Origin of the sequence: Pseudoalteromonas sp. Z9A4 (assembly GCF_011378845.1) — a bacterium.
Taxonomy (GTDB): domain Bacteria; phylum Pseudomonadota; class Gammaproteobacteria; order Enterobacterales; family Alteromonadaceae; genus Pseudoalteromonas; species Pseudoalteromonas arctica.
In genome coordinates this window covers 43884-68619 of record NZ_WTLA01000017.1, presented here as the reverse complement: position 1 = coordinate 68619, position 24736 = coordinate 43884, and the positions used below count along the sequence as shown (strand labels likewise).

Genomic DNA, 24736 nt, shown 5'->3' with positions numbered 1-24736 from the left:
ACTAAATTTGTGTGTGAGAGACCTTACAAAATGTAGGCTTTTTTTAGCAAGCAAGCTATTCGACCTTGGTCGGCTAAAAGTTAATCAATACACTGGTTTTAAAAATACAAAATTGACAATACAAAGCGTGTGGTTCAGCATGGCGGGCAGTAAAAACAAGAGAAAACACGATATGAGTAACGTAGTAAGAGTAGGGGTTGCGGTTATCATAAAGCATCAAAACACAATTTTACTAGGTGAGCGCATTGGCGCGCATGGTGCTAATACATGGGCAACACCTGGTGGACATTTAGAGTTTGGTGAAAGTGTTGAGCAATGTGCAATACGAGAAGTGTTTGAAGAAACAGGTTTAAAGGTAAGTAAAATTACTAAGCTTGATTTTACCAATGATATTTTTACAGCAGAGAACAAACACTATATTACGTTGTATGTAAAAGCTGACTTTGAAGGCGGAGAGCCTGAACTTAAAGAGCCTAATAAATGTTTAAAGTGGCGCTGGTGCGATATTAATAATCTACCAACGCCACTGTTTACATCACTAAAAAATTACTTATCTGAGGCTGTACTAGCCTAGTTATTTTGTTGGCTTAGTCGCTGGGCTTAATTCTAGTTTACTAAAGCTTACTTGAGCGTAATCGCCATTTTGTTTATCTGTAGTCCAATCGCCAGTACCTAAACATGCGGCATACCAACGACCTGGGGCGTCTTTGGTACTACATTGATTGTATGCACCGGCTTTGAAGTAATTAGAATCACCAGCATAACCAAGGGGATGATCTTTTTTGTCTACTTTGCCATAAGCATCAACGTTATTAGCAAGATTTATCGAGTAATTTACGTCTGGCTTACCTTCTGCAGTGAACGTTAGATACATTGTATTTTTATATACATTTACTGTGTAGCTAAAATCTTCACCTAACGCAATACCTTCAGAACCAGGTTCATTAGGATTTTCCCATGTGTTACCCCATACAGGGTAAGCAATGTCTGTACGGTCAGGATCTGCTTTTGGTAAGTTTCGCTCGTAGTTCCAAAATACAGAGCCTGTTTTATGGTTTGGCCATTTCTTATAGTATATTTTAAGTGGTTCATTACCCCAGCCAAATCCAGAATTTTCTGCGACAAGAGCTTTGTTCTTTTCTGCATGTATTTGCCCAACTACAACAGAAAATGCAGCATCTCTATCTGAGTTTTTAGCTCTTAATGCAACATGGTCTACTTTTAATGTAGCCTGCATTTTTCCGCCTTCAGCACCAAACTTTTCAGCTAAAGGATGAGCAGTCAACGCAAAGTTATTACCCGGGTTATTTGTTTTAATTTTAGTATTTGATCCCCGGATCATTTGTCTCAATTCGCTACGGGTATTGGTAGAGTTAGCGCTTGTAAGTGCTTTATTAGGGGAGGTAAATACCATGTAGCCTTTTTCATCAAGATAGAAAAAATCAGGATGTGCGTAAGTCTGAATTTCTGCTACATCTATTTCATCAATTTTACCGTCGTTGTTTAAATCTACTGGTACATTTATTTTCCAGTGAGATAAATCAAATTTAGTTGCAGGTACTGGCGCATTGCTTTGCTGATTATTACTTGGAGTACTTGTACAAGCTGTAAAAAATAAAGGCGTGATAACGGCTAGAGCCGTAAGTTTAAATTTAGATGTATTTTTTGTCATTATTGTCTCTGTGTGATGAAGTAAAAATTGTACGGTTCTGGCATCGCTCAATCTCAATCTAGCATACCAATTTAACAATTAAAACTTACCAATTAGTGATTTTAATTATTTTTTAATTGTATTTTTGTTATACCAATTTTCTTGGTGTGTTGTTTTACGGTTTTTATGAAAGTGTTTTCGGTATGAGTTTTTACATGCTTGGCTATCCACTTACTCATGTTTAGCGTGAGCTTAGGAACAAAGATATAGCTTGTTCCTTGGGTTGTTTTTAGTTTTGTAGTTTGCTTTTAGAGTTAATAAAAGTAATTAAATAGTCACTGCCGTGAATAACTAATATTGAAGTTTTTGCAAGTAGCTAATGCTGCTAATTGGCGCTTATAGTTTATTGGGTTATGTGAACGGCCCGTCATTTTTTATTTTATGAGTGCGTAGAGAAAACCGGGCCATGTTCGAAATTTAAACTAAGTATGAAATTACTCTTAATAAAATTTAGAAATATCATAATTTTTTCTTCAAAATCAAATCCTAAAGTATGTGTTTTTGTTTTTAGTTTAATATAAAAGTAGAAAAAAATATTCATATCAATACAATAATGTATCTATTTTTCGGTTAGTGTTGTTGGAGTTTCAGTTGTTGGATTTTAAAGGGATTAAGTCTACTTTTTTAAGCGCTCTTGGTATTTCAGGTCTTTTTTTTGGTTTAATACACTTTGAGGCTTTATGGCAAGACAAACTAACAATTATAAATTATTTAGTATTTCCCTTACTTATTATTACAGCTGTATTTGCAACTCAGTTTAATCGAAGTCGCATTGCTATTTTGTGTTTATTATGGGGACTATATTTAATAAGTGAGCACTCTACTTTTACGTGGTCTAAATGGTTGGTTGGTAACTCCCAGTGGCTACTTTTATGCGGAGCAAGTTTATTACTGCTGCTTGCATTCATGAAAGATAGGGCTATCTTCTCAGTACACACCCTTACTCGTGTCGTACTTATTGTTTTTTGTGGTGGGATTACGTTTGCTTGGCTTAAAGTAAGTGGTAGTTTTATAGAGTTATTTCCTAACACTGAAACATGGAAACAGATAACGCCATATATCCCAATTTTTTTGCCATTAAGAGTAATTGGAATTGTATTATTATGGCGAAGCTTACGAAATCATGACTTAACACAAACGATATTACTAGTAACTTTTGTTGTTTGGTATTTAAATCAACTTCATGTAATTACATTACCTTGGTCTGTTATTGCGGTTGCCATGTCATCTATATATTTGTTGGCGGTAAGTACAGATTCATATTATTTAGCATACAGAGACGATTTAACGAGCCTTCCTACACGTCGAGCTTTAAACCAACTCGCATTGTCTTTAGGAAGAAAATACACAGTTGCTATGCTTGATATCGATCATTTTAAAAAGTTCAATGATACTTACGGACATGACATTGGTGATCAAGTACTAAAATTAGTTGCAGCAAAAATGGCAGGTGTAAAAGGTGGTGGTAAAATTTATCGCTATGGGGGAGAGGAGTTTACGGTAGTATTTCCTCGTAAATCTATAGAGCAAGCAATCCCTGAATTAGATGCCTTGAGGGAAAGTATTGCAACCTATGACATGGTTATACGAAATCCTAAACGGACTGACAAAAATTCCAGAAAATCAAAAAAGCCCAGTGACTATAAAACAGTTAATGTTACTGTTTCTATCGGTGTAGCACAAAGAGAGCCTAAGCAAACTTTTGATCAAGCCTTAAAAAATGCTGATTTAGCTTTATATAGAGCTAAGAAAAATGGCCGTAATAATGTAAGCAAATAACTTAAGTCACTTAAATATTAAGTTTTTTCATTTAAATATTTACTCGGAGAATGGCCATACCATCGATAAAAAGCACGATTAAACGAACTTTGATCTTGAAAGCCTAAGATATCTGTCAGTTCTATTAAAGGTATATTGCCTATTAAAGTATCTGCACGTTTTTTTCGTTCTTTTTCAAGTAACTGAACAAAGGTTAAATCTTGCTGTTTTAAGCGTCGTTGTAGCGTTCGGGGTGTTAAATTAAGCGCATCAGCTATGCCTATTAGGTTGCAGTTTTGCAAAGTAGTTTTAGCTGTAAGTAACTGATTAACTTTATCGTCAATACACTGCTGGCTTTTAAAGTTAGAGAGTTGCTGCTCTGACAATTGCTTAAAAGTAGAATTAATAATGGCGTTATCGGTTTTAAAGGGCAGCGTCAAATAATCGCTCGGAAAGCTAATTTGATTATATTCAGCACTGCTTTTTACAGGGCATTTAAACCATGATTCAAGGGCGCGCCTTTGCGATGGCAACCAATTATAAGTGAAACTAATACTACTTGGCGAAAGCGTTAAATTTATTAACTGGCGAATAACACTTACCCACGCGGTCATGTTTCGTAAAACAACATGCTCATTACAACTTTGGTGAGCAACCCAACGAATAGTTGCTGTATCAGTATTTAGTTCAAACTTGGCTTTACCAATATCAGCCACCAAGCTGTCGTAGCTTAACAATGCTTTAATGGCACTGCTTAAGTTATCGCTTGATTCAATTAAGTAACCTAAAACGCCGTAGTCAGCAGTGCGAATTTGCTGACCTAGGGTAAAACCAAAAAGAGGATCGTTAAGTGTTTTTTTGCCATAAACTAATAAGGCATTGTAACTATTTAAACTAATACGCGGCGCTAATTGATGGGTACGCTGATTACTAAATTCGTCAAAGCTAATAGCGTGCAAAGCCGTTTTAGTACTAATGCCTTGCGCTTGTAAGTAATCAAGAATACTTGAAAAGTAATGATCAGCTAATGTGTGCATTTGTCATCTAAAGCTAAAAAATAGTCGTGTATTAGCAAGTTTGCCACGTTAAATTTTTATATGCTAGTTGAATGCCTAATAACCTCTTGCTGTAAAAATGATACTTATAACAATTAAACAAACGCTTAATGCACAGCCAAAGCAAATAATAAGCACACTATTGGATCATCAACAGTTGCATCGATTTTTTAATGCCAAATTTACGCTGCTACAAGCACAAGACGAAGGGCAAATAGAAGGCGGAAAAGGATCTGTTAGGCAAGTGAAAATAGGTAAAATAACTTTTTCAGAGCAAATAATCAGTGCCGATCAAAATCAGATCAGTTACCAAATAGTAGGCGATAAACCAGTAGCTAATCATCGAGGCGACATATACCTCAGTGCAAATAAAGACATCAATACTTTAGTTACCGAACTTAACTATTGCATAAGCTGCTCAGCTCCATGGTGGATGCCAAATGCATTACTTAAATATGTTATTACAAAAGATATAACCCAAGCGTTAAACAATTTAAATAATTATTTTTTGGCGGGTAAAGTATGAACTCAGAAATTATTTTGCTCGCTCTTAGCCCGTTATTTTTGATATTTGTTTGCTGTGAGTTTATTAAGTTTAAGTGCTATTACGACATAAAAGATAGCCTAGCAAATACAGTGTTAGCGCTATTACACCAAGGCGCAGATGCTATTGTGTTACTGCTGTTAATGCCTTTATTTAATTGGTTGTATGACTATAGATTGTTTGATATTGAAGTGAGTGTGTTAAGTATTGCATTTGCATTTTTACTACAAGATTTTTTATATTATTGGTTTCATAAAGCATCGCATCATGTTCATTGGCTGTGGGCCGCGCATGTGGTTCACCACAGCTCAACTAAAATGAATTTCACCACCGCATTTAGGCAAAGCTTAATGTACCCCGTAGCCGGTATGTGGGTGTTTTGGCTACCTATGATTTTAATTGGATTTGAACCGCTAACAGTATTTAGCGTGGTTGCATTAAATTTAGCGTATCAATTTTTTGTACATACTCAAATAGTGGGTAAGTTAGGCTGGTTTGAAAAAGTATTTAATACGCCTTCGCATCATCGAGTTCATCACGCAATAAATGCAGGCTACCTTGATAAAAACTTTGCTGGTGTACTTATTATTTGGGATAAGTTATTTGGCACCTTTGTAGAAGAAGATAAATCAAAGCCTTGTAAATACGGCATTATAGGGCAGCTTAATAGCAATAACCCAGTCGTTATTACGTTTCATCAGTGGGAGCACTTATTGAAAAGTGTTTATAAGGCATCGGGAATAAAAGCTAAATGTAGAGTGCTATTTGGCTACCCTACAAGTAGCATTAAATATAAATAATATTGAGAAAGTTAAAAGTAAAACTGCATAGCTAAACTCATTGATGAATTATGGCTATGCCATTGAGCATGCTGTACTTTGCTGCGCAGCGATACATTGCGAGAAACAGCGTAATTCCATGTTATAGCTATTTCGCTGTGCTTACTTGCTGCGTTATCAGTTAGCCATAATATATTGCCAGTTAAAGCGAGTTTATGGTTATTGTTTATTTGCCAAATTACACCGGCTTCGCTGCCTATTCCTGTACTAAGTTGGTCGGTTATATCGCCTGTATTTAGCTCAAATTGACCAAGAATATAGCCGTGTACATTATTAGGATCGCCATAAGATTTACCATAACCTCCTTTTGTAAAAAAGCGGCCTAAACGTTTATTGTCACTTGGTTGTCGGTCAAAGCCCATTTTAAAGTTCCACGACCAGCTATCAAATACGCGGTTATCGGGTGCAAGCGACATAGCATCTAATAAGTAAAAATGTTCAATATCTGCATTTCCTTCGTCAGTAATAGCGGCTTCCAAATCAAAAAAACTAATTTGTGCACCCGCTATAAAACCTTCAGGCCTATCTAGTAAGTCATGATACGCAAGCCTATAACCAAAATTTGTAAGGTTTGCTTGGTTATTATTTTGTACCCTACCTAGCGATACTTTAGAAGAACCATGACCTTGCTCTGGGGAAGCAATAGGGCGGTTTGGCTTAGTAAATGGCGAAGCTACATTATATTTGCTGCGCATTAGGAGTAGCTTAGTTAGTCGCGGGGCAATTTCTTTACGATTTAATGCTTTATCGTAAAATTCAAAATTTAACCATTCATACGCCATTTCTAATATAGCGACTAATTGCGACTGTGAGTAATTACGAGTATTGAGAGAGCCACCTTGCATTAACTCTCTTGCATCATCAAGTTGTTCGTCAGTCATTTGAGTAGAGTAATGGTATAGCTTAGTGCCAAAAGCAGGGCGGTAATTAGGTGTTTGTAATAAGTTGTTATTTCTTAGTACTGCAACGGTATCTGATGGAATAGCTTGCATATTAAATGACGATGTTAAATCAAGGTCCTCTTGTGCAAGTTGTAATAATGCAAGTAATTGGTAAGAGCAGTTTTCATCAATAAAAAAGTAATCGAATGTAGCTAATTGTAGCTCCCACAAGTGCAATAAAATAAGCTCTACCTGTAGCTCTGATAAATTAAGTTTGTATTCCCAAATATCACGAGATTCTAAATCATTATATTCGCGTACTTTTTTATAGTACGGCATAAGCGAAAACTTACCTGGGTAGCTGCCAATCAAGCCTTTTAGTGCATACATAGCTGCGTTATCTGAGCCGTCTGGCTCTGCTGCAAAATTAACGGCGAATGCGAGCAACTCTTTATGGCGAGTCTGATCTTTTGCATCAATACGAAGTAAAGTGTGGCCAAACATTGATGATGGGCTATTCATAAATGCAGTTGGAAAAACTAACGTAACCCCTTTAGGGTTTATTATTTTTTGCCACGCCTGTAGTTCTGGGCAATTAAGTTCGGGCCAGTTATTTTTAACTTTTGTTTTTAGCCATTTATAACGTGCAGGAAACTGACAACGATATTGTGCTGTTTTTGGGTGAGTATTTTTACCACTAAATGCGGCTATAGTGGCTTTTAGTTCGTCATATGGGCTTGTTTTACCTGAAGGAGATAAAAAAAACTCAGCACTGTCTACTTCACTTTTCCAATCACCTAATGTGGCCAAGCGGTAGTGACCTAATTTAAGCCAGTAAGGGTGTGTTGCTAATGTATTTGTTTCAATACTTTGAGCGTTTGAGTAAGTACTAAAAAGTGCGAGCAGTAAACCAAATAATATTTTTTTCATAATCACTAAATTACAAAAGCCGCTAGAGAAATACTCCAGCGGCTTTATTTATACGTATAAAACCGGCTAATTTAGCTGATTAAGAAAGAGTATAAGAAGCAAGTTGTGCGTTACTTGCAAGAACAGTGTTTAGGTTTTCTAAAACTGTTTGTGAAGTCACGTTTTCAGAAGTAAATACTGAAGAAAACTGTGCTTGAGCAAGCTTATTGAACGCTGCTTTATCTTGATCTGCAACACCCCAAGCTTCAGCTAGAGTAGCTAAAGTTTCGCCTTCACCTTTTGACATATCACGAGCAAGTTGCTCCATGTTACCGTCAATGAATAAAGCGATTTTTTCTGAAGAAGTTACTGTACCAGTACCATCACAACCAAGAGTACCAAAAGTGATACCAAAAGTTTGGTTACCAGATGTACCATTTGTTGTAGCGCCTAAAATTTTAACGCCTTTACCTTGCTGACCAGCAAATAACATAGAACCAAGACCACAACCAATATCTTGGTCAGCCATTGCGTTTGAGAAAGGAAGTAAAGATAGAGCTGCTACTGCGATTAGTTTTTTCATTTTCATAAATCCGTATATGATTGTCTTTATTTAGAGTAAATAAAGTTCACGGAAGATTTTAGCAGACTTGCAGAGAAAAGGAACAGGCTAAAATATGAATATTTTACACTCTAATTTTTAAATATATTAAAGTTAATGTCAGGATGAAAATTAGCCTAATTTCACTTTTTATTGAACTGGTGGCGGTTTTTTACTTCTTGGGGCGCCTAATAAAATACAAGTATGGCAAATGCATACAGATAAAAACGCACTAATACCCAATGCACCGCCATAACCGTCAAGTTTTGGTACAAGGAATTCAAATAATACTGAAAACAAAATAGATGAGCTTGCTACAGTATAAATACCAAATCGATGTGGGGCGCTCATACCTATGAATGTGCCGCCAAAAAATACAATTGCGTATAAATCGGGGTTTAAATTTAAGGCGCTAAAAATTAAATAAGCAATAATAGACAGTGAAGATGATGCTCTTATACCATCAAAGCGGCTATGTTTAGCTAAATAAAATGTTAAAAAAGCTCCAAGCAGTACAAGTAATGGATATTCAATACTCATAATACAATTCCTTTGGCTAATACAAAAAGTGCCACGCTTGCAAAAGCTACACTGCCAAGCTTGCCACCAAAACCTGTAAACATATTAATAGTAAGCACATACAAACTTGAGCCAATAAGCGAAATAATAGCAATTTCCCAGTAACTGGTAATTAAATGAGTTGAACACATACCTGCAAAGCTACCAGCATAAATTGCAGCATACGGATGGTTTTTATAATGTGCAGGAAAAGGAATAAACGAGCCAATAAGCCCCGTTAGCGCAGCAGAAATCACTAAAGGTAATGCAAAAGTAGTGTGCATAGCAAAGCAAGCTACAAAGCCTAAAAAGAAAGTGATGAATTTTAAAAATAAGAATTTAATCATAGCGGCGCATTTTAAACTAATCCTTTTGCGCTTTCTAATACTCTCTAACAAATAAATGTTATAAGTAATTACAAACTTTAAAAACGTGTTTTTTAAACGGCTTTTAGGTATTAAATATGCTTAATAGTGCCGCTGTTAATGTTCTATAAATCACAAGTTATGTATAATGGCGATAATTTAATGTATTAAAGTGTTAACCAAGGGTTATTTATGTCTAACTGTTTACATCTGGCTATTCCGGCTGGCAATTTAAAAGTGGCTAAAGCGTTTTATTGTGACGTACTAGGCTGTAAAACGGGCAACAGTGAAGAAGGTCGCTGGGTAGATATAGATTTTTGGGGTAATGAACTTACCTTACACCAAAGCGTTGAGCGCCTACCAACAGTTCGCCATGATGTAGATATGGGAGCTGTAGCAGTACCTCACTTTGGGATTCACTTATCTGAAGATGAATTTAACGGGTTAAAAAAACGTATTGAAGATGCGGGTATTGAATACCTAGATAAACCATACCGTCGTTTTATTGGTGATGAGTTTGAACAAGAAACGTTTTTTATTGAAGATCCAAATGGCAATGTGCTTGAAATGAAAACAATGGTAAACCCTGACGTTTTATTTAAAAAAGTATAAATATTACTTTGCTCATAAGGCTAAAAAGCCACCTTATTGAGTAATGTTGATTGTTTTCGATCGTTGTTCGACATTTCAAACTTTTTAAAGTAGGCCCTAACAATTGTTAGAGCCTACTTTTATATGCCTGTTAAAGCCAGCTACTGAAATTAAGTACTGTGGTTAAGTAGTGATTTTAGTTTGCCAGGCTTAATTGGCTTACTTAAATAATGAATATTAGCGGCTTTGGTTTCTTGTTTAAGCTCGGTGTCGCGCACTGCGGTAATTAAAATAGCGGGTACTTGGCTTTGCCAAATTTCGCGCAGGGTTTTAATTAGCGTTATCCCATCGCAATCACTACCTAATTGATAGTCCATTAAAATAACATCGGGTGCACCGTTTTCTTTAGCGTGCGCCAGTACATTATTTACATTATCAAATAGTGTGTAATTAGCTTGCCACTTTTTAAGTAAGCTTGCCATTGCTGCTAGGTTTTCAGGGTCGTCGTCTACGGCAACAATATTAATTGCTGCACGGTTTTCTATTAAGCTGTTTGTAGTACTTTTTTGTTGTACAAACTGCTCGTCTCCATAAGGTACTTCAATACTAAAACGGCTACCTTTATTAGGCTCAGAATGCACATCAAGCGGCAAACTTAATAAATCAGCCATACGTTTTACAACACCTAATCCTAAGCCTACGCCTTTGTTATCGCCCGACTCAACACGGTAAAAGTCGTTAAATATTTTAGCTTGCTCTACTTCGCTAATACCAGGGCCTGTATCCCATACTTCTATTCGTAAATTGTGTTTACGGTTTCTACAAGCAATTAATACACGGCCATTATCGGTGTATTTAACTGCATTAGAGACCAAGTTTTGAATAATTCGGCGTAAATAGGTTATATCGCTGTGCACAATTTGCTGGTGTGAACGCACACTAAGCTTAAGGCCTTTATCACTTGATAAAATAGCGTATTCACTTTGCAGTGGCGCTAAAATATCTTCAATATAAAAGTGGCGAGGGGTTGGGGTCATAGCGCCTTGTTCTAGCTTGGCTATTTCAAGTAGTGCCGACATTAAGTGCACGGTTGAATCGAGACTGTCGCCTAATTTTTCAAAGCTGTTTTGGTTAGTGCTGTCGAGTTGCTTTTCGTCAATGGCAGCAAGGTATAAACGTGCTGCGTTTAACGGCTGTAAAATGTCGTGGCTCGCCAGTGCTAAAAAGCGCGTTTTACTGTCGTTGGCTTGCTCTGCTTCTCGTTTTGCTAAAGTAAGTGCTTGCTCGGTTTGTACACGGCTATCTATTTGAGCTTGTAAGTCTCTATTAATGGTTTGCACTTCTTGAGTTCGCGCTTCTATGCGGTTTTCAAGATCCATGTTTACTTCTTCAAGCGCATTTTGCGTACTTATGTGATTGGTAATATCTGAAAAGCTGGTAACAAATCCGCCATCGGGCAGCGGATTACCAATCATTTCGTATACTTGGCCATTACGACGGTGGCGAATAAAGTGATGCGAGCTGCCGTATTTTAAATGCTGCACACGTTTTTCTACTTGGCGTTCTATTTCGCCAGGGCCACATTCACCTCGATTAGCGTTGTATCTAATAATATCTTCTATGGGTTGGCCTACTTCTAAAAATCCTTCAGGGTAGCCGAACATTTCGCTGTAGCGTTTATTCCAAGCTACTAGCTTTAAATCTTTATCGACAACTGAAATACCATGGCTTAAATTTTCGAGTGAGGTAAATAACAGATTTTGATTAAATTGCAGCGCTTGTGTGGTTTCGTCAAAAAAGTTTACAACTTCTTCAAACGCCATACGCTTACCCGACGATACCGTATGTATTAATGCTTGTGCGGAAGATGCGCCAAGCACGCCTGTTAACGCGCGTTCGCAGTAGGCTATAAATTCAGGCTCTGGGTGTGCGTTGTTATCGCTTAAGTGATGGGCGAGTGCGTAATGCGCCAATACTTGTTGGCTGCGCTGAATACCTAAAAAGGTTTGCAGTAGTATTTTAAAGTCGTAAACAGTGGCTTTTACGTCTTTATTTAAGCGCCTTGATAAAATAGCCTGATCTTTAGGGTTAACAAAAGCAGCTGCCTGAATCTTATCAATTAAGCGCTCCTCAGCCCCAAGTGAAAAACTAATATAACACCCAATATTGGCAAACAAAGCTATCAAGGTTCCACGCGTTATAAGCGTTTGTTGTAGCTCGCTATCAAGCGTTGCTCCGGCATCGAGTATTGGCAGCATTAAAAATAGTACCCAGCAAATAAAGCCCGCTACTAAACCTGCATAAACCCCATAAGCATGGCCTTTTCGCCAGTATAAACCGCCCACAATAGCGGGTAATAATTGAGTAACAAGTGAAAAAGCAACTAAGCCCATACTTGCCAGTGCGCTGCTATGGCCAAACCATTGCTGATAGAAATAGGCCAAAATTAATATGCCTGCAATAGCAAAGCGCCTTACAAGCAAAATACGAGACTTATAACTGGTGGTAATTAAGTTGCGTTTAAATTTACGACGTAGCATTAGGGGTAATACCACATCGTTTGAAATCATCGTGCTTAGCGTCAGTGTTGCTACCACTATCATTGCGGTGGCGGCCGATAGTCCACCTATAAATACAAAGGTGGTTAAAAAGGCGTTGTCGTTAATTAACGGTAGGGCAAGTACAAAGCTATCTGGCGAATAGCCGCTGCCAATTTCAGGATGAATTGCCGCAGTCGCAATAGGTAAAATCATTGCGGCAGTTAATAGTAAATACAGCGGAAAAGCCCAGCGAGCGGTAAGTAAGTGGCGTTTGTTTTGATTGTCGACCACGGTTACATGAAACTGGCGTGGTAAACATATAATAGCGGCCGCAGCCATTAAAGACTGGCCAATAAAGTTAAAACTAAAAAAGTTAAAGTCGCTCCAATGGGCCCAAATCGACTCGGTTACTTTATTTGAAGTAGGCTCTGGCATATTAAATAAGGTGTAAACAGCAAGGCTTGCTACAGCAATAAGTGCAATAAGTTTAATCATTGATTCAAACGCGACAGCAAGCATTAACCCAGAGCGATACTCTGTTACGTCCACTTTGCGGGTACCAAAAAATATTGCAAATAAGGCCATAATTAATGTTGCAGAAAGCGCGAGCATATCGCCTGATATTTTATTACTGTTTTGCAAAAGTAAAAAGCTGGTACTAAGCGCTTTTAATTGCAGTGCAATGTAGGGAATAGTCGCCAGTAAGGCGATTACAGTAACCATAATCGCGGTAGTTTGGCGTTTGCCGTAACGAGCTGAAATAAAGTCAGCAATAGTGGTTATGTTTTGTTTTTTGCTTACCAGTACCAGCTTACGTAAAAACCCTTGGCCGAATAAAAACAGCAGCGCAGGGCCCAATAATATTGGCAAATAACTCCAACTGCTGGTAGCGGCTGTACCCACTGAGCCGTAGTAAGTCCAAGAGGTACAGTAAATCCCAAGTGAGAGTGAATACACAAAAGGGTGATGGCTAATACGCTTTGCCAAAGGGGTTGTTTTATCGCCCCAATTGGCGAGCCAAAACAGCATACCTATATAACTTAAAGCAACAATAATGAGTACGGCAGTCATGTTGTTATTAAACCTTATTATTTTAAATAGTCCCTCAACCCTATGAGGGATTAACACAATACCAGAACTGAGGTTAAGTGTGAGGCTTGAATTTAAAATAAAACTTTCATTTTATTTCTATCTTATTGAATATTAATAACAAAAATAAAATCATCTCAAGCATTAGACTAATGTCGCATTAATAATCAACTTACCAATTTAATAGTAAAGCCAATTCAAAAAATTAAGCTAACCAATTGAAATAAAATGAAAATGTATAAAATACGTTTGAATGATAAATACAGTTTACGTAAACGTTAACAGGCTGTTACGACTATGGTCTCAATTCAATATGTAACCAGCGTTGCTAAATTGGTAAGCGAAGATAAAAAACCACTCATCGCGATATTGCGGTGCTTAAAGGGGAAAACAAAAATGGCTTTTAAAGATGAAGAACAAGCAAAAGCTTATTGGGCAGAAAACATTTCGCTGTTATTTAAACTGTTAGCAGTGTGGTTTATCGTGTCTTTCGGCTTTGGCATATTACTGGTTGATGTACTTAATGAAGTACGTTTTTTTGGGTTTAAACTTGGCTTCTGGTTCGCCCAGCAAGGCGCGATTTATACCTTTGTTGCTTTGATTTTTGTGTACGTTTTCAAAATGAATACGTTAGATAAAAAATACGGCGTAGACGAATAGGAGCTAAGCAATGGATGTTCAAACACTCACGTTTATAATTGTTGGTTTAAGCTTTGCGCTTTATATCGGCATAGCAATTTGGGCCCGTGCGGGTTCAACTAAAGAGTTTTATGTAGCAGGCGGCGGCGTACCTCCTCTTGCTAATGGTATGGCAACGGCTGCCGATTGGATGAGCGCCGCGTCGTTTATTTCAATGGCGGGTATTATTTCGTTTGCAGGTTACGATGGCAGTGTTTACTTAATGGGGTGGACAGGTGGTTATGTACTATTAGCCATGTGTTTAGCGCCTTACTTACGTAAATTCGGCAAGTTTACTGTGCCAGACTTTATTGGCGACCGTTACTATTCACGCACTGCGCGTTTAGTAGCAATTGTATGTGCCATATTCATTTGTTTTACTTACATTGCAGGGCAAATGCGTGGTGTAGGCGTCGTATTTTCACGCTTTTTAGAAGTAGAAATTGAAACCGGTGTTTACATTGGTATGGTGATTGTATTCTTTTATGCGGTACTTGGCGGCATGAAAGGCATTACCTACACACAAGTAGCGCAGTATTGTGTACTTGTATTTGCCTACCTTGTACCTGCTATTTTTATTTCGATGATGATGACGGGTCACTTCTTCCCACAAACCGGTTTTGGTGCCACATTAATTGGCAGCGACGGCGTGTACGTACTTGATAAATTAGACGGCTTAAGCGCTGAACTTGGTTTTGCGCAATATACCGAAGGCTCTAAGAGCATGATAGACGTGTTCGCTATTACTGGCGCGTTAATGGTAGGTACTGCTGGTTTACCACATGTAATTGTTCGCTTTTTCACTGTGCCTCGCGTAAAAGACACGCGTATTTCTGCAGCATGGACACTTGTGTTCATCGCGATTGTTTATACTACAGCACCTGCAGTTGCAGCTTTTGCTCGCGTAAACATGGTTGATACTATTAATGGTAAAGACGGTAGCGGTACAGCTTACGCAGAAGCACCAGGATGGATTAAAAACTGGGAACGCACAGGTTTAATTACATTTAATGATAAAAACGGCGATGGCAAAATGTTCTACACGGCGGGTAAAATCACCGATCCGAACAGTGCTAACGAAGTAAACGTAGACCGCGACATTATGGTATTAGCTAATCCAGAGATTGCTAACTTACCAGCATGGGTAATTGCACTTGTAGCTGCTGGTGGTATTGCCGCTGCACTTTCTACAACAGCAGGTTTACTACTGGTTATTTCGACCTCCGTTTCGCACGATTTACTCAAGCGAACCCTCAAGCCCGATATTACCGACAAGCAAGAGTTACTTGCAGCGAGGTTGGCAGCCATGGTCGCTATTGTTATCTCCGCGTACTTTGGTATTAACCCGCCTGGGTTTGTGGCATCGGTAGTGGCATTTGCATTCGGCTTGGCGGCAGCGAGTTTCTTCCCAGCAATTATTATGGGTATATTCTCTAAAACAATGAACCGCGAAGGCGCAATTGCAGGCATGGTAACGGGTATTGGCTTTACCGCTGCGTATATCATCTTCTTCAAGTTTGTTAGCCCAGAGCTAAACAGCCCTGAAAACTGGTTCTTAGGTATTTCGCCTGAAGGTATTGGCTTAATTGGTATGATTATTAACTTTGGAGTAGCTGCAATTGTTCTTAAGTTTACTAAACCTACACCGGTTGAAATTCAAGAAATGGTTGAAAGCATTCGTAACCCTAAAGGGTCTGCAGAAGCACACGACCACTAGGCTACAATTTATAGATATAGTTTACAAAACATAAAGCACCAAAAGCCCGACTTTAGTCGGGCTTTTTATTTGTTTAATAAATAAGTACATTAGATTGGTACATCATCATTTAAAGAGCGAATACAATGAGTGTAGAACAACAAGAAATAGCCCAATACGTTTGTCTGCAAGCGCCTTTTACACTGCTTGATAGCAGCGCATACGAATATTTTGTAAATCATCTTGATATTATTTACCTCACCCGCGAAAACCAAACTCAGTGGTTACAAAGTGAAAACCCTAAACTGTTTTTAATTCGCTCTGGTTTGTATGACCTAGTTGATGGCAAGGGCGATGTTGTTACACGCTTGGCGCAAGGTGATTATTTTGGTTTTCCGTCGCTGTTAACCGGCGAGGCAATTCAAAATAGGTTAGAAGTACAAAAAGAGGGCATTGTGTATATGCTCTCTCAAACGCACTTTGATTTTTTACGCAGAGAATATAAATTGTTTGAGCAATACTTTGTACGCGCTCATGCTAACCGGTTGTTGTCATCGCATTATAAAAGTAAAAACGATAGTTGGTCTGAGCGTAAAATATCAGAGCTGATGACCCGCACCGCCATTACGCTTACGCCCGATGCAAGTATTAGGCAAAGCGCTAAAAAAATGAAAGAGCATGGCGTGTCGTCAATAATGATAACGCAGCACGCGCACTTAGTAGGGGTGGTAACAGACCGCGATTTACGTAATCGAGTACTTGCCGACGAGGTAGATCCACAAGATGCAGTAAGCAGTATTATGACCGCCAAGCCCAAGTTTATATTTGAAAATAACCGGGTGTTTTCAGCGCTGCACTTAATGCTTAAATATAATATTCATCATTTGCCTGTGCTTGACGAAAGTCACAACCCGATAGGGATGATAACCAGCACCGATTTACTACGCCAACAAAAAAGCGACCCCGTACAGCTTATTGGGCGCATATATAAAGCGCATACTGTTACTGATTTAAAACGCTACGCTAAAGAAATTCCCGAACTTTTGCGTGGTTTTTCGTACAACATTGACGACATATCGCTAATTGGTAAATTACTCAGTGGTTTAACCGATGCGCTTACATCGCGCCTGATTCACTTATTTCAAGAAGAGCATGGCGCAGCGCCAACCAGCTTTAGTTTTATTTGCTTTGGCTCGCAAGCACGCGAAGAACAAACCCTGCATTCAGATCAAGACAACGGCTTGTTACTCCCTAACGACTTAACCACCGAGCAACACGCTTACTTTAAAAGTATGGGGGAGTTTGTATGTGAGAATTTAGTTGAGTGCGGCATTAGGCGTTGCCCAGGTAATATTATGGCAAGCAGTGATGAGTGCCGAATGAGCGTAAACGATTGGAGCGAGCGCTTTTTTAAATGGATAAAAAGCCCCACACCGAATGCAATGCTTAACTGTAAGATATTTTTTGACCTGCGATTTATTGAAGGTTCAAATGCTTTATATACCGCTTTTTGCGAGCAATTAATTCGTATATCGCGTAACGACTTATTCTATGCCGCAATGGCAACCGACATAAGCAGCAACAGCGTGCCAATTGGTTTATTTAATAAATTTAAAACCGAAAAAACAGATCAAAATAATAAATACATAGATTTAAAAAAACGTGGTGTCGTAATTATAAATGACATAGTGCGGTTATACGCTTTAAAAGCGGGTATTAGGCGCGCCAACACACAAGAGCGGTTGGATGCACTACTAAAACATAAACTGATCAGCAAAGAAGATATATACAACCTAAAAGACTGCTGGCGGTTCTTAACGCAGCTTCGTTTGAGTACACAAATAAACGAAGAGGGCTTACCGAGTAATTGCATTAACCCTAATAAATTAAACTCACTAGAGCGCCATCAACTAAAAGAAGCGTTTTACCTTGTTAAACAAGCGCAGCAAGCCGCCGCGTTTAAGTTTGCTCGCGGCAGTTTATAATGATGGATTACTAACATGGTAAAAAAGCTGCTCACTCGGTATTTAAAGCGCCGTAAATTACTAGGTAAAAATGCCTTACAACAACGTTATTTGGTGATTGATTTAGAGCTCACTGGGCTTGATGCAAAGCAGCACGAAATTGTATCGGTAGCGTGGGTGATAATAGATAACCAATGTATAAAAATGAGCGAGTCACAGCACATTATAAATAAAGACGTAAAAAGCCTTGAGCAAAGTCCTGTTTTTCATGGAATTAGCGATGATGCTATAACAAAAGGACAGAGCTTGTGCAGTATATTAACGCAATTGAGCTGCCATTTTAGCGACTGTATTTTAGTGTTTCATAATGCCATGCTCGATTGGGGGTTTTTAAAAATAGGGCTTAAAAATGCCAATATAACTATACGTCCTAAACTTATAATCGACACACTCCATATTGAACAAAAGCGCTTACTCCATCATTCAACTGAAATAAAACAAGACGATTTAACCCTTAATACATGCCGCACACGTTATGAGTTACCAAGCTATCATTGCCATCATGCACTGACCGATGCACAAGCCACCGCCGAGTTACTGCTAGCCCAGTGCCATCAAATAAGCCGTGGCAAAGAGTTAAAAGTAGCCGAGTTGACGTAGATTGGCTGTAGGCGGGGCTTTATGCCGCGCGAGATAAACTCCCGCCTACAGTAAAGGACAGTTTACTTTTATTGTTGTCCGTATAACTATAGGTACGGTTGCGTAATCATTATCTAACTAATCACTTCAAGGAACGATCATGAAGCTCATCACTACTATTTTCTTAACCTTATTCCCACTCATCACTTTTGCTAATTCAAGCTTACCTACAAGCCGTCAAATTTCGGTTCAAGGTAGTGCAGAGGTGCTTGCCAATCCTGATATCGCTAAAATACTATTTCAAATTATAAGTATTAAAAACGAACCTTTAGCAGCTAAGAACGATCTTGATAATAAAGTTAATTTACTAATTGACGGACTAAATCAATTTGAAATAACTGCCGATGATGTAGTTGCCTCAAGTGTTAAAGTTGAAAAAACGGGTATGGATTACATTGAAACAGGGCATCAAGCTCCCGCTGAATACGCAGCTATAAGGACCTTTGAAGTAACACTAAAAAATATTGAAAGAGTGAATGATTTAAGTGATTTTTTATTGAGTTTAAAAGTAAATGCGATTCAAAATACTGAGTTTTTATCTTCAAAAGCTGAGCTGTTACAAGCACAAGCTACACAACAAGCACTTAATAACGCAAAAGAAAAAGCAAATGTGCTTGCTAACTCCTTTGGTACAAAAGTGGGTGAAGTACGGACTATTAGCTCAACTCAAAAAAGCGTTTACAGTGGCTTTGGTGCAGCGGTTAAAAAAATAGATAGAGTAAATCCAATGAGCGATTCATTTCCTAAAGCTCGCAAAAATTATTTACAACAAACGGTAAGCTTTAAATCATCAATAAACGTGGTGTTTGATTTAGAGGTAAATGAATAAGCTAAAATTTTCATTCCAAATACACTTTCGTACTGTAAGCTGGCTTTAAGTTTTTGATTAATTTGAAGGTAACCATATTATGAGCGATGAAAATAACACGTTAAAAGCACAAACTGAGGCAAAAATAGCAGCAGGGCGTAAAGGTAATCCTGATTTTATGAAAGGTGTTGATGAAACGATTGCACAAGCAAAAGCGTTTCAACAAGATGCTAATGCACTTGATTTAAACCAAATCGCACCAAGTTTTGAGTTACCAAATCAACATGGTCAATCGGTGCAGTTAACCGAGTTACTTGCTAAAGGGCCTGTACTTGTTACTTTTTATCGTGGAAGTTGGTGTCCGTACTGCAATTTACAGCTCAAAGCGCTTCAAGCACGTTTACCTGAAATTCACGAATTAGGCGCACAATTAGTGGCTATTAGCCCGCAAGTACCCGATGGCTCACTTAGTGATGATGAAATAAGTAAAATGGATTTTTTAGTGCTGAGTGATCAAAATGCGGATGTAGCAGCAAGCTACGGCGTAGCATGGCAAGTACCCACATTTTTACTAGAGCATATGCGAGTAGACAGAGGCCTAGATTTAGAGTCGGTTAACAATGGCAATAGTAGTGTTTTACCGATCCCTGCCACCTTTGTTTTAGATAAACAAGGTAAAGTGACTTGGCGTTATGTTGATGTTGATTATCGTACTCGTTCTGAGCCAGAAGATATAATTAACGCATTGAAAAATTTAGTATAAAAAACTTAATTTAAAAAGTCAGAACCATCGAAGAGCTTGCAATGCGTAAGCTCTTTAACCTTAATTTAAAGTTTCTAATGCTACCCTCTTATAATAATGCTCAAGGTCGATTACAATACAGCCATCTAAAAGGCGTATTGCCTTTATCTGCACGCTAAAAGAGTGGATTTTATATTTCATGGCAATCAAACTTGCAATTAATGGTTTTGGTCGTATTGGTCGAAATATTGTCCGCGCGTTATACGAGTCTGGTTTGAGCGACGATATAAAAATTGTTGCGATTAACGAACTTGCTGATCCTGAAGCTATTGCTCATTTATTAAAATACGACACATCCCACGGTCGTTTTTCTTTTCCTGTAAAACTTGGTGAAGACACCATTAGTGTTGCAGGCGATACCATTGCACTTTTTTGTGAAGAAAACCCAATTGAATTACCTTGGCAAACGCTCGATGTAGACGTTGTACTTGAATGTACGGGTGTTTATCACTCGCGTGAACATGCGCAGTTACATATTACTGCAGGCGCTAAAAAGGTGTTGTTTTCGCATCCGGCTGATAACGATGTTGATGCTACGATTGTGTATGGCATTAACGACGATGAGCTTAAAAGCGAGCACACAATTGTGTCTAACGGCTCGTGTACAACTAACTGTGTTGTGCCGGTTATTAAAGTATTAGATGATGCATTTGGTATTGAGTCGGGCGCTATTACAACTATTCATGCGTCGATGAACGATCAACAAGTGATTGATGGTTATCATCATGATTTACGCCGTACTCGCGCTGCAAGCCAATCAATTATTCCAGTTGATACAAAGCTCGCCCGTGGTATAGACCGTATTTTACCTAAATTTAAAGGCCGTTTTGAAGCCATCGCCGTACGTGTACCGACTATAAATGTCACGGCAATGGATTTAAGTGTAACGGTTAATACCGATGTAGATTTAAACGCAGTAAATAACGCACTTAAAGCACAAGCAAAAGACCGCTTAGAAGGTATTTTAAGTTATACCGAAGAGCCGCTTGTGTCGGTTGATTTTAATCACGACCCACATTCTTGTATTATTGATGGCACACAAACACGTGTTAGTCACAAACGACTGATAAAGTTATTAGTGTGGTGTGATAACGAATGGGGTTTTGCTAATCGTATGCTCGACACAGCGCGTGCTATGATGGCAGTGAATAAGTAATTTATTAATATAATAATTTTAAACGTATTTTTCAGGTTCAGTATCGTTAACTAAGGAGATGTTCATGTCGGTCATAAAAATGGCAGATTTAGATTTAAACGGCAAACGCGTATTAATTCGTGAAGATTTAAATGTACCAGTTAAAGCAGGTAAAGTGACGTCAGATGCGCGTATTCGTGCAGCACTACCTACTATTAAATTAGCGCTTGATATGGGTGCTAAAGTAATGGTTATGTCACACCTTGGCCGTCCTACGGAAGGGGAATACGATGAAGCGTTTTCGCTAGCACCTGTAGCTGATTACTTAAACGATGCCCTTGAGCAAACTGTACGTTTAGAAAAAGATTACCTAAACGGTGTTGATATTGCTGATAACGAAGTTGTTGTTTTTGAAAATGTGCGCTTTAACAAAGGCGAGAAGAAAAACGACGAAGCGTTATCTAAGCAACTTGCAGCACTGTGTGATGTATATGTAATGGATGCATTTGGTACGGCTCACCGTGCACAAGCATCTACGCATGGCGTTGGCTTATTTGCTGATGTGGCGTGTGCAGGTCCTTTATTATCGGCTGAACTAGAAGCGTTAGGCAAAGCACTTGATAACCCAGCTCGTCCATTAGTGGCGATTGTTGGTGGTTCTAAAGTTTCAACTAAGCTAACCGTTTTAGATTCACTTTCTAAAATTGTTGACCAATTAGTTACCGGTGGCGGTATTGCAAATACCTTTATTGCTGCATCAGGTAGCCCAGTTGGTAAATCGCTTTACGAACCAGATTTAATGGATGAAGCGAACCGTTTATGTGCTGCAGCGATTGCTAATAATGGTGAAATTCCGGTACCGACTGACGTAGTTGTTGGTAATGAGTTTTCTGAATCTGCTGTAGCTACGCTTAAAGATGTAAGCGAAGTAACAAGCGACGATATGATTTTTGATATTGGTCCTGATACAGCGAGCAAGCTTGCAAAAATTATTGCAAATGCGGGCACTGTTGTATGGAATGGCCCTGTTGGCGTGTTCGAGTTTGACCAGTTTGGTAATGGCACACGTGCTATTGCACAAGCAATTGCTAACTCAAATGCGTTTTCAATTGCTGGTGGTGGTGATACCTTAGCCGCAATTGATAAATACGGCATTGCCGATAAAGTTTCTTATATTTCTACTGGTGGTGGTGCGTTCTTAGAGTTTTTAGAAGGCAAAAAACTTCCAGCAGTTGAAATGCTAGAGTCGCGCGCTAAGTAATTTTAGTAGCGTAAGGTGAGGGGGTAATAGCCCTCACCGACAATTAATTATTAAATACCTCTCACCCTAATTTAATAGTTAATTTAGACGGAATATTACTGCAAAGCAGTGGTTTTTCGTGGCGTTGTTATAACGCCAAACTAACACATCCGTTCAAACTAGATGGTAGGGAACTACTGTCGATAAATTGGAGAATACCCAATGGCTTTAATCAGTATGCGACAACTTTTAGATCATGCAGCAGAGCATGGTTACGGCGTACCTGCTTTTAACGTTAACAATCAAGAGCAAATGCGCGCAATAATGGAAGCGGCTGACAAAACAAACAGCCCAGTAATCGTTCAGGGATCAGCTGGCGCACGTGCTTATGCTGGTGCTCCATTTATTCGTCATATGATTTTAGCAGCCGTTGAAGAATGGCCACATATCCCCGTTGTTATGCATCAAGATCACGGCACATCGCCAGGTGTATGTCAGCGTTCAATTCAGCTTGGTTTTTCATCAGTAATGATGGATGGCTCGTTAATGAGCGACGGTAAAACCCCTTCAAGCTACGAATACAATGTAGAAGTAACGCGCGAAACTGTTGCTATGGCTCATGCTTGTGGCGTATCGGTTGAAGGCGAGCTAGGTGTACTTGGTTCACTGGAAACAGGTGAAGCTGGCGAAGAAGATGGTGTTGGCGCTGAAGGTATACTAACCACTGAGCAAATGCTAACAGACCCTGAAGAAGCGGCTGACTTTGTAAATAAAACACATGTTGATGCACTTGCAATTGCCTGTGGTACTTCGCATGGAGCTTATAAATTTACTCGCCCACCAACAGATGACATTTTAGCGATTGACCGCATTAAAGCTATTCATGCACGTATTCCTAACACGCATTTAGTGATGCATGGTTCATCTTCAGTTCCACAAGAGTGGTTAGAAATTATTAATCAGTACGGTGGCGAAATTCCAGAAACTTATGGTGTGCCAGTTGAACAGATTGTTGAAGGCATTAAATTTGGTGTTCGTAAGGTAAATATTGATACCGATTTACGTTTGGCATCTACCGGTGCAATTCGCCGTCATATGGCGCTTAACCCATCTAACTTTGATCCACGTAAATACCTAGCTGAAGCTACAAAAGCAATGACAGAGATTTGTGTTGCGCGCTATAACTCGTTTGGTACTTCTGGTCAGGCTAGTAAAATTAAGCCAATTTCACTTGATGAAATGCACCTTAAATACTTAAGCGGCGAACTAGACCCTAAAATTAGATAATAGATCAATTTATAATTGATCATTATTAGGGCCTGTTTATCTTTCGAGGTTAAATTTGCAGCAGTATGTTTGGTATTTAGGCAAGGCAGAGCCTATGCAGTGTGGTTATTCCCCATAAATAGGCGATAACGTGGAATAAATGCCAAACATGCGCTGCCCGAAGGGTTCTGCCTAGGGGCAATTTACTCTTTGTTGCTCGGTTTTTACTTAGCCCGCTAGGTTACAAACCTCACGCCGCGATTAAATCGCCCCTAGATTGAACAAATTTTAATCCTGAAAGGTCAACAGGCCCTAAGCCAGTAACTTTGTTGCTGGCTTTTTTAATGTCAGCCCTTTTTATATTGTAGGTTACGGCTTCTATTGATCAGATCGCTGTACTATCAACGCCGTACTATGGGATCACGCATTTACTAACACAGCCTTTTCGGATCATTACTTTACTAAGCCAAATACACTTTAATGCTATTTTGGGCTCTGAGATAATTTGATCGTTATTTATTTGTATAAACAATCAACAACTTATGGCTTTGACTAGGTACAACTCTGATCTGAGAGTGGATCGGCTTGGTAAAAATATGATCCTTTATTTAGGGCTTAGTAAAATTTAGATCTATTTTTAAACGTATTGATTGTTACACAGGCGGGTTTATTGATTTTAAAATGGCTTTAAAGCTGCTTTTAAACGATCGATCTGTAAAAATGTCTTGGTTAGTAAAACAATGATCCCAACTAATTTTGTATTATTTAATGATTTAACTAGCGACAAAAAGCAGATAATTTCAAAAATTAGCTATTTTATAAATTTATCGTAAATCTCTTTTTATTACGTTAAATATTAAAAAGGTTTTAAAAATATGACGTTAATGAGGTTTTTTGTCACTAATTTGTGTTTTTTTTACCACCATTTTAATTTACACGTTACACTTTCATAAAAATGTCATACTTAGTCATAATAATGAAAACTAATTCGATAGCGTAAGAGATAA

General features: G+C 38.5%; 21 protein-coding genes. 14 read left to right on the top strand and 7 right to left on the bottom strand.

All coding sequences use genetic code 11. The features are described 5' to 3' along the window. Nucleotides 1-172: 172 nt before the first annotated feature. The gene (locus tag GQR54_RS13075; protein WP_024589726.1) at nt 173-574 is read left to right on the top strand and encodes an NUDIX hydrolase; all 402 of its coding nucleotides are present in this window, start codon (nt 173-175) and stop codon (nt 572-574) included. Here GQR54_RS13075 and GQR54_RS13070 read toward each other — a convergent pair whose 3' ends face one another. Beyond that, on the bottom strand, nt 575-1672 hold the full coding sequence (locus tag GQR54_RS13070) for a polysaccharide lyase family 7 protein (protein ID WP_166378148.1): 1098 nt from the start codon (nt 1670-1672) through the stop codon (nt 575-577). Between the two features lie 630 nt (nt 1673-2302). Between GQR54_RS13070 and GQR54_RS13065 the strand changes: the two genes are divergently transcribed. Continuing rightward, the gene (locus GQR54_RS13065) at nt 2303-3490 is read left to right on the top strand and encodes a GGDEF domain-containing protein (RefSeq protein ID WP_166378147.1); all 1188 of its coding nucleotides are present in this window, start codon (nt 2303-2305) and stop codon (nt 3488-3490) included. Nucleotides 3491-3507: 17 nt separating this feature from the next. Here the strand turns inward: GQR54_RS13065 and GQR54_RS13060 are convergent, their stop codons facing one another. Continuing rightward, a complete protein-coding gene (locus GQR54_RS13060) occupies nt 3508-4506 on the bottom strand; it encodes an AraC family transcriptional regulator (protein ID WP_166378145.1) in 999 nt (332 codons plus the stop codon). Between the two features lie 97 nt (nt 4507-4603). Here GQR54_RS13060 and GQR54_RS13055 point away from each other — a divergent pair, with 97 nt between their 5' ends. Beyond that, entirely contained in the window at nt 4604-5050 is a 447-nt protein-coding gene (locus tag GQR54_RS13055) for an SRPBCC family protein (protein ID WP_121955073.1), read from the top strand. Continuing rightward, complete coding sequence (locus GQR54_RS13050; protein WP_166378143.1) at nt 5047-5868, top strand: sterol desaturase family protein; 822 nt, start codon at nt 5047-5049, stop codon at nt 5866-5868. The genes GQR54_RS13055 and GQR54_RS13050 overlap by 4 nt, the downstream gene beginning before the upstream one ends. An 11-nt stretch (nt 5869-5879) precedes the next feature. Here GQR54_RS13050 and GQR54_RS13045 read toward each other — a convergent pair whose 3' ends face one another. The 4 genes from GQR54_RS13045 to GQR54_RS13030 all read right to left on the bottom strand — a co-directional run bounded on the left by GQR54_RS13045 (nt 5880) and on the right by GQR54_RS13030 (nt 9140). After that, the gene (locus tag GQR54_RS13045) at nt 5880-7718 is read right to left on the bottom strand and encodes a DUF4105 domain-containing protein (protein ID WP_166378141.1); all 1839 of its coding nucleotides are present in this window, start codon (nt 7716-7718) and stop codon (nt 5880-5882) included. Nucleotides 7719-7797: 79 nt separating this feature from the next. Further along, complete coding sequence (locus tag GQR54_RS13040) at nt 7798-8280, bottom strand: DUF3015 domain-containing protein (protein WP_024589733.1); 483 nt, start codon at nt 8278-8280, stop codon at nt 7798-7800. Nucleotides 8281-8448: 168 nt separating this feature from the next. Beyond that, nucleotides 8449-8838 (bottom strand): hypothetical protein, encoded by a 390-nt coding sequence (locus GQR54_RS13035; RefSeq protein ID WP_166378139.1) that lies wholly within the window; start codon nt 8836-8838, stop codon nt 8449-8451. After that, nucleotides 8835-9140 (bottom strand): hypothetical protein, encoded by a 306-nt coding sequence (locus tag GQR54_RS13030; protein ID WP_166378174.1) that lies wholly within the window; start codon nt 9138-9140, stop codon nt 8835-8837. Before GQR54_RS13030 ends, GQR54_RS13035 begins: the two co-directional genes overlap by 4 nt. Before the next feature lie 273 nt (nt 9141-9413). On the opposite strand from GQR54_RS13030, the gene GQR54_RS13025 reads away from it, so the two are divergent. Further along, entirely contained in the window at nt 9414-9833 is a 420-nt protein-coding gene (locus tag GQR54_RS13025) for a VOC family protein (RefSeq protein ID WP_166378138.1), read from the top strand. 149 nt (nt 9834-9982) lie between these two features. On the opposite strand, the gene GQR54_RS13020 is transcribed toward GQR54_RS13025, so the two are convergent. Then, a complete protein-coding gene (locus GQR54_RS13020; RefSeq protein WP_166378136.1) occupies nt 9983-13423 on the bottom strand; it encodes a PAS-domain containing protein in 3441 nt (1146 codons plus the stop codon). Between the two features lie 414 nt (nt 13424-13837). Here GQR54_RS13020 and GQR54_RS13015 point away from each other — a divergent pair, with 414 nt between their 5' ends. The 9 genes from GQR54_RS13015 to fba all read left to right on the top strand — a co-directional run bounded on the left by GQR54_RS13015 (nt 13838) and on the right by fba (nt 23750). Then, nucleotides 13838-14101 (top strand): DUF4212 domain-containing protein, encoded by a 264-nt coding sequence (locus GQR54_RS13015; RefSeq protein WP_007377498.1) that lies wholly within the window; start codon nt 13838-13840, stop codon nt 14099-14101. A 10-nt stretch (nt 14102-14111) separates the two neighbouring features. After that, nucleotides 14112-15836 (top strand): sodium:solute symporter family protein, encoded by a 1725-nt coding sequence (locus tag GQR54_RS13010; protein ID WP_166378134.1) that lies wholly within the window; start codon nt 14112-14114, stop codon nt 15834-15836. Nucleotides 15837-15961: 125 nt separating this feature from the next. Further along, nucleotides 15962-17800, top strand: a complete 1839-nt coding sequence (locus GQR54_RS13005) for a DUF294 nucleotidyltransferase-like domain-containing protein (RefSeq protein WP_166378132.1) — start codon at nt 15962-15964, stop codon at nt 17798-17800. Nucleotides 17801-17815: 15 nt separating this feature from the next. Beyond that, complete coding sequence (locus tag GQR54_RS13000) at nt 17816-18439, top strand: 3'-5' exonuclease (RefSeq protein ID WP_166378130.1); 624 nt, start codon at nt 17816-17818, stop codon at nt 18437-18439. Nucleotides 18440-18578: 139 nt separating this feature from the next. After that, on the top strand, nt 18579-19307 hold the full coding sequence (locus tag GQR54_RS12995) for an SIMPL domain-containing protein (protein WP_166378128.1): 729 nt from the start codon (nt 18579-18581) through the stop codon (nt 19305-19307). Between the two features lie 79 nt (nt 19308-19386). Next, a complete protein-coding gene (locus GQR54_RS12990) occupies nt 19387-20049 on the top strand; it encodes a peroxiredoxin-like family protein (protein WP_166378126.1) in 663 nt (220 codons plus the stop codon). Nucleotides 20050-20227: 178 nt separating this feature from the next. Further along, the gene (gene epd / locus GQR54_RS12985) at nt 20228-21244 is read left to right on the top strand and encodes an erythrose-4-phosphate dehydrogenase (RefSeq protein ID WP_002961528.1); all 1017 of its coding nucleotides are present in this window, start codon (nt 20228-20230) and stop codon (nt 21242-21244) included. A 64-nt stretch (nt 21245-21308) separates the two neighbouring features. Continuing rightward, nucleotides 21309-22484, top strand: coding sequence for a phosphoglycerate kinase (locus GQR54_RS12980; RefSeq protein ID WP_166378124.1), 1176 nt, complete (start codon nt 21309-21311; stop codon nt 22482-22484). A gap of 201 nt (nt 22485-22685) precedes the next feature. Further along, nucleotides 22686-23750: a class II fructose-bisphosphate aldolase gene (gene fba / locus GQR54_RS12975; RefSeq protein ID WP_007377491.1), complete on the top strand. Its 1065-nt coding sequence runs from the start codon at nt 22686-22688 to the stop codon at nt 23748-23750. Nucleotides 23751-24736 lie beyond the last annotated feature (986 nt).

Bases quoted from the DNA above. Each gene is read 5' to 3' on its own strand.
- GQR54_RS13075 (WP_024589726.1), top strand. From the start codon at position 173: ATGAGTAACGTAGTAAGAGTAGGGGTTGCGGTTATCATAAAGCATCAA.
- GQR54_RS13070 (WP_166378148.1), bottom strand. From the start codon at position 1,672: ATGACAAAAAATACATCTAAATTTAAACTTACGGCTCTAGCCGTTATC.
- GQR54_RS13060 (WP_166378145.1), bottom strand. From the start codon at position 4,506: ATGCACACATTAGCTGATCATTACTTTTCAAGTATTCTTGATTACTTA.
- GQR54_RS13055 (WP_121955073.1), top strand. From the start codon at position 4,604: ATGATACTTATAACAATTAAACAAACGCTTAATGCACAGCCAAAGCAA.
- GQR54_RS13050 (WP_166378143.1), top strand. From the start codon at position 5,047: ATGAACTCAGAAATTATTTTGCTCGCTCTTAGCCCGTTATTTTTGATA.
- GQR54_RS13045 (WP_166378141.1), bottom strand. From the start codon at position 7,718: ATGAAAAAAATATTATTTGGTTTACTGCTCGCACTTTTTAGTACTTAC.
- GQR54_RS13040 (WP_024589733.1), bottom strand. From the start codon at position 8,280: ATGAAAAAACTAATCGCAGTAGCAGCTCTATCTTTACTTCCTTTCTCA.
- GQR54_RS13035 (WP_166378139.1), bottom strand. From the start codon at position 8,838: ATGAGTATTGAATATCCATTACTTGTACTGCTTGGAGCTTTTTTAACA.
- GQR54_RS13030 (WP_166378174.1), bottom strand. From the start codon at position 9,140: ATGCACACTACTTTTGCATTACCTTTAGTGATTTCTGCTGCGCTAACG.
- GQR54_RS13025 (WP_166378138.1), top strand. From the start codon at position 9,414: ATGTCTAACTGTTTACATCTGGCTATTCCGGCTGGCAATTTAAAAGTG.
- GQR54_RS13020 (WP_166378136.1), bottom strand. From the start codon at position 13,423: ATGACTGCCGTACTCATTATTGTTGCTTTAAGTTATATAGGTATGCTG.
- GQR54_RS13015 (WP_007377498.1), top strand. From the start codon at position 13,838: ATGGCTTTTAAAGATGAAGAACAAGCAAAAGCTTATTGGGCAGAAAAC.
- GQR54_RS13010 (WP_166378134.1), top strand. From the start codon at position 14,112: ATGGATGTTCAAACACTCACGTTTATAATTGTTGGTTTAAGCTTTGCG.
- GQR54_RS13005 (WP_166378132.1), top strand. From the start codon at position 15,962: ATGAGTGTAGAACAACAAGAAATAGCCCAATACGTTTGTCTGCAAGCG.
- GQR54_RS13000 (WP_166378130.1), top strand. From the start codon at position 17,816: ATGGTAAAAAAGCTGCTCACTCGGTATTTAAAGCGCCGTAAATTACTA.
- GQR54_RS12995 (WP_166378128.1), top strand. From the start codon at position 18,579: ATGAAGCTCATCACTACTATTTTCTTAACCTTATTCCCACTCATCACT.
- GQR54_RS12990 (WP_166378126.1), top strand. From the start codon at position 19,387: ATGAGCGATGAAAATAACACGTTAAAAGCACAAACTGAGGCAAAAATA.
- epd (WP_002961528.1), top strand. From the start codon at position 20,228: ATGGCAATCAAACTTGCAATTAATGGTTTTGGTCGTATTGGTCGAAAT.
- GQR54_RS12980 (WP_166378124.1), top strand. From the start codon at position 21,309: ATGTCGGTCATAAAAATGGCAGATTTAGATTTAAACGGCAAACGCGTA.
- fba (WP_007377491.1), top strand. From the start codon at position 22,686: ATGGCTTTAATCAGTATGCGACAACTTTTAGATCATGCAGCAGAGCAT.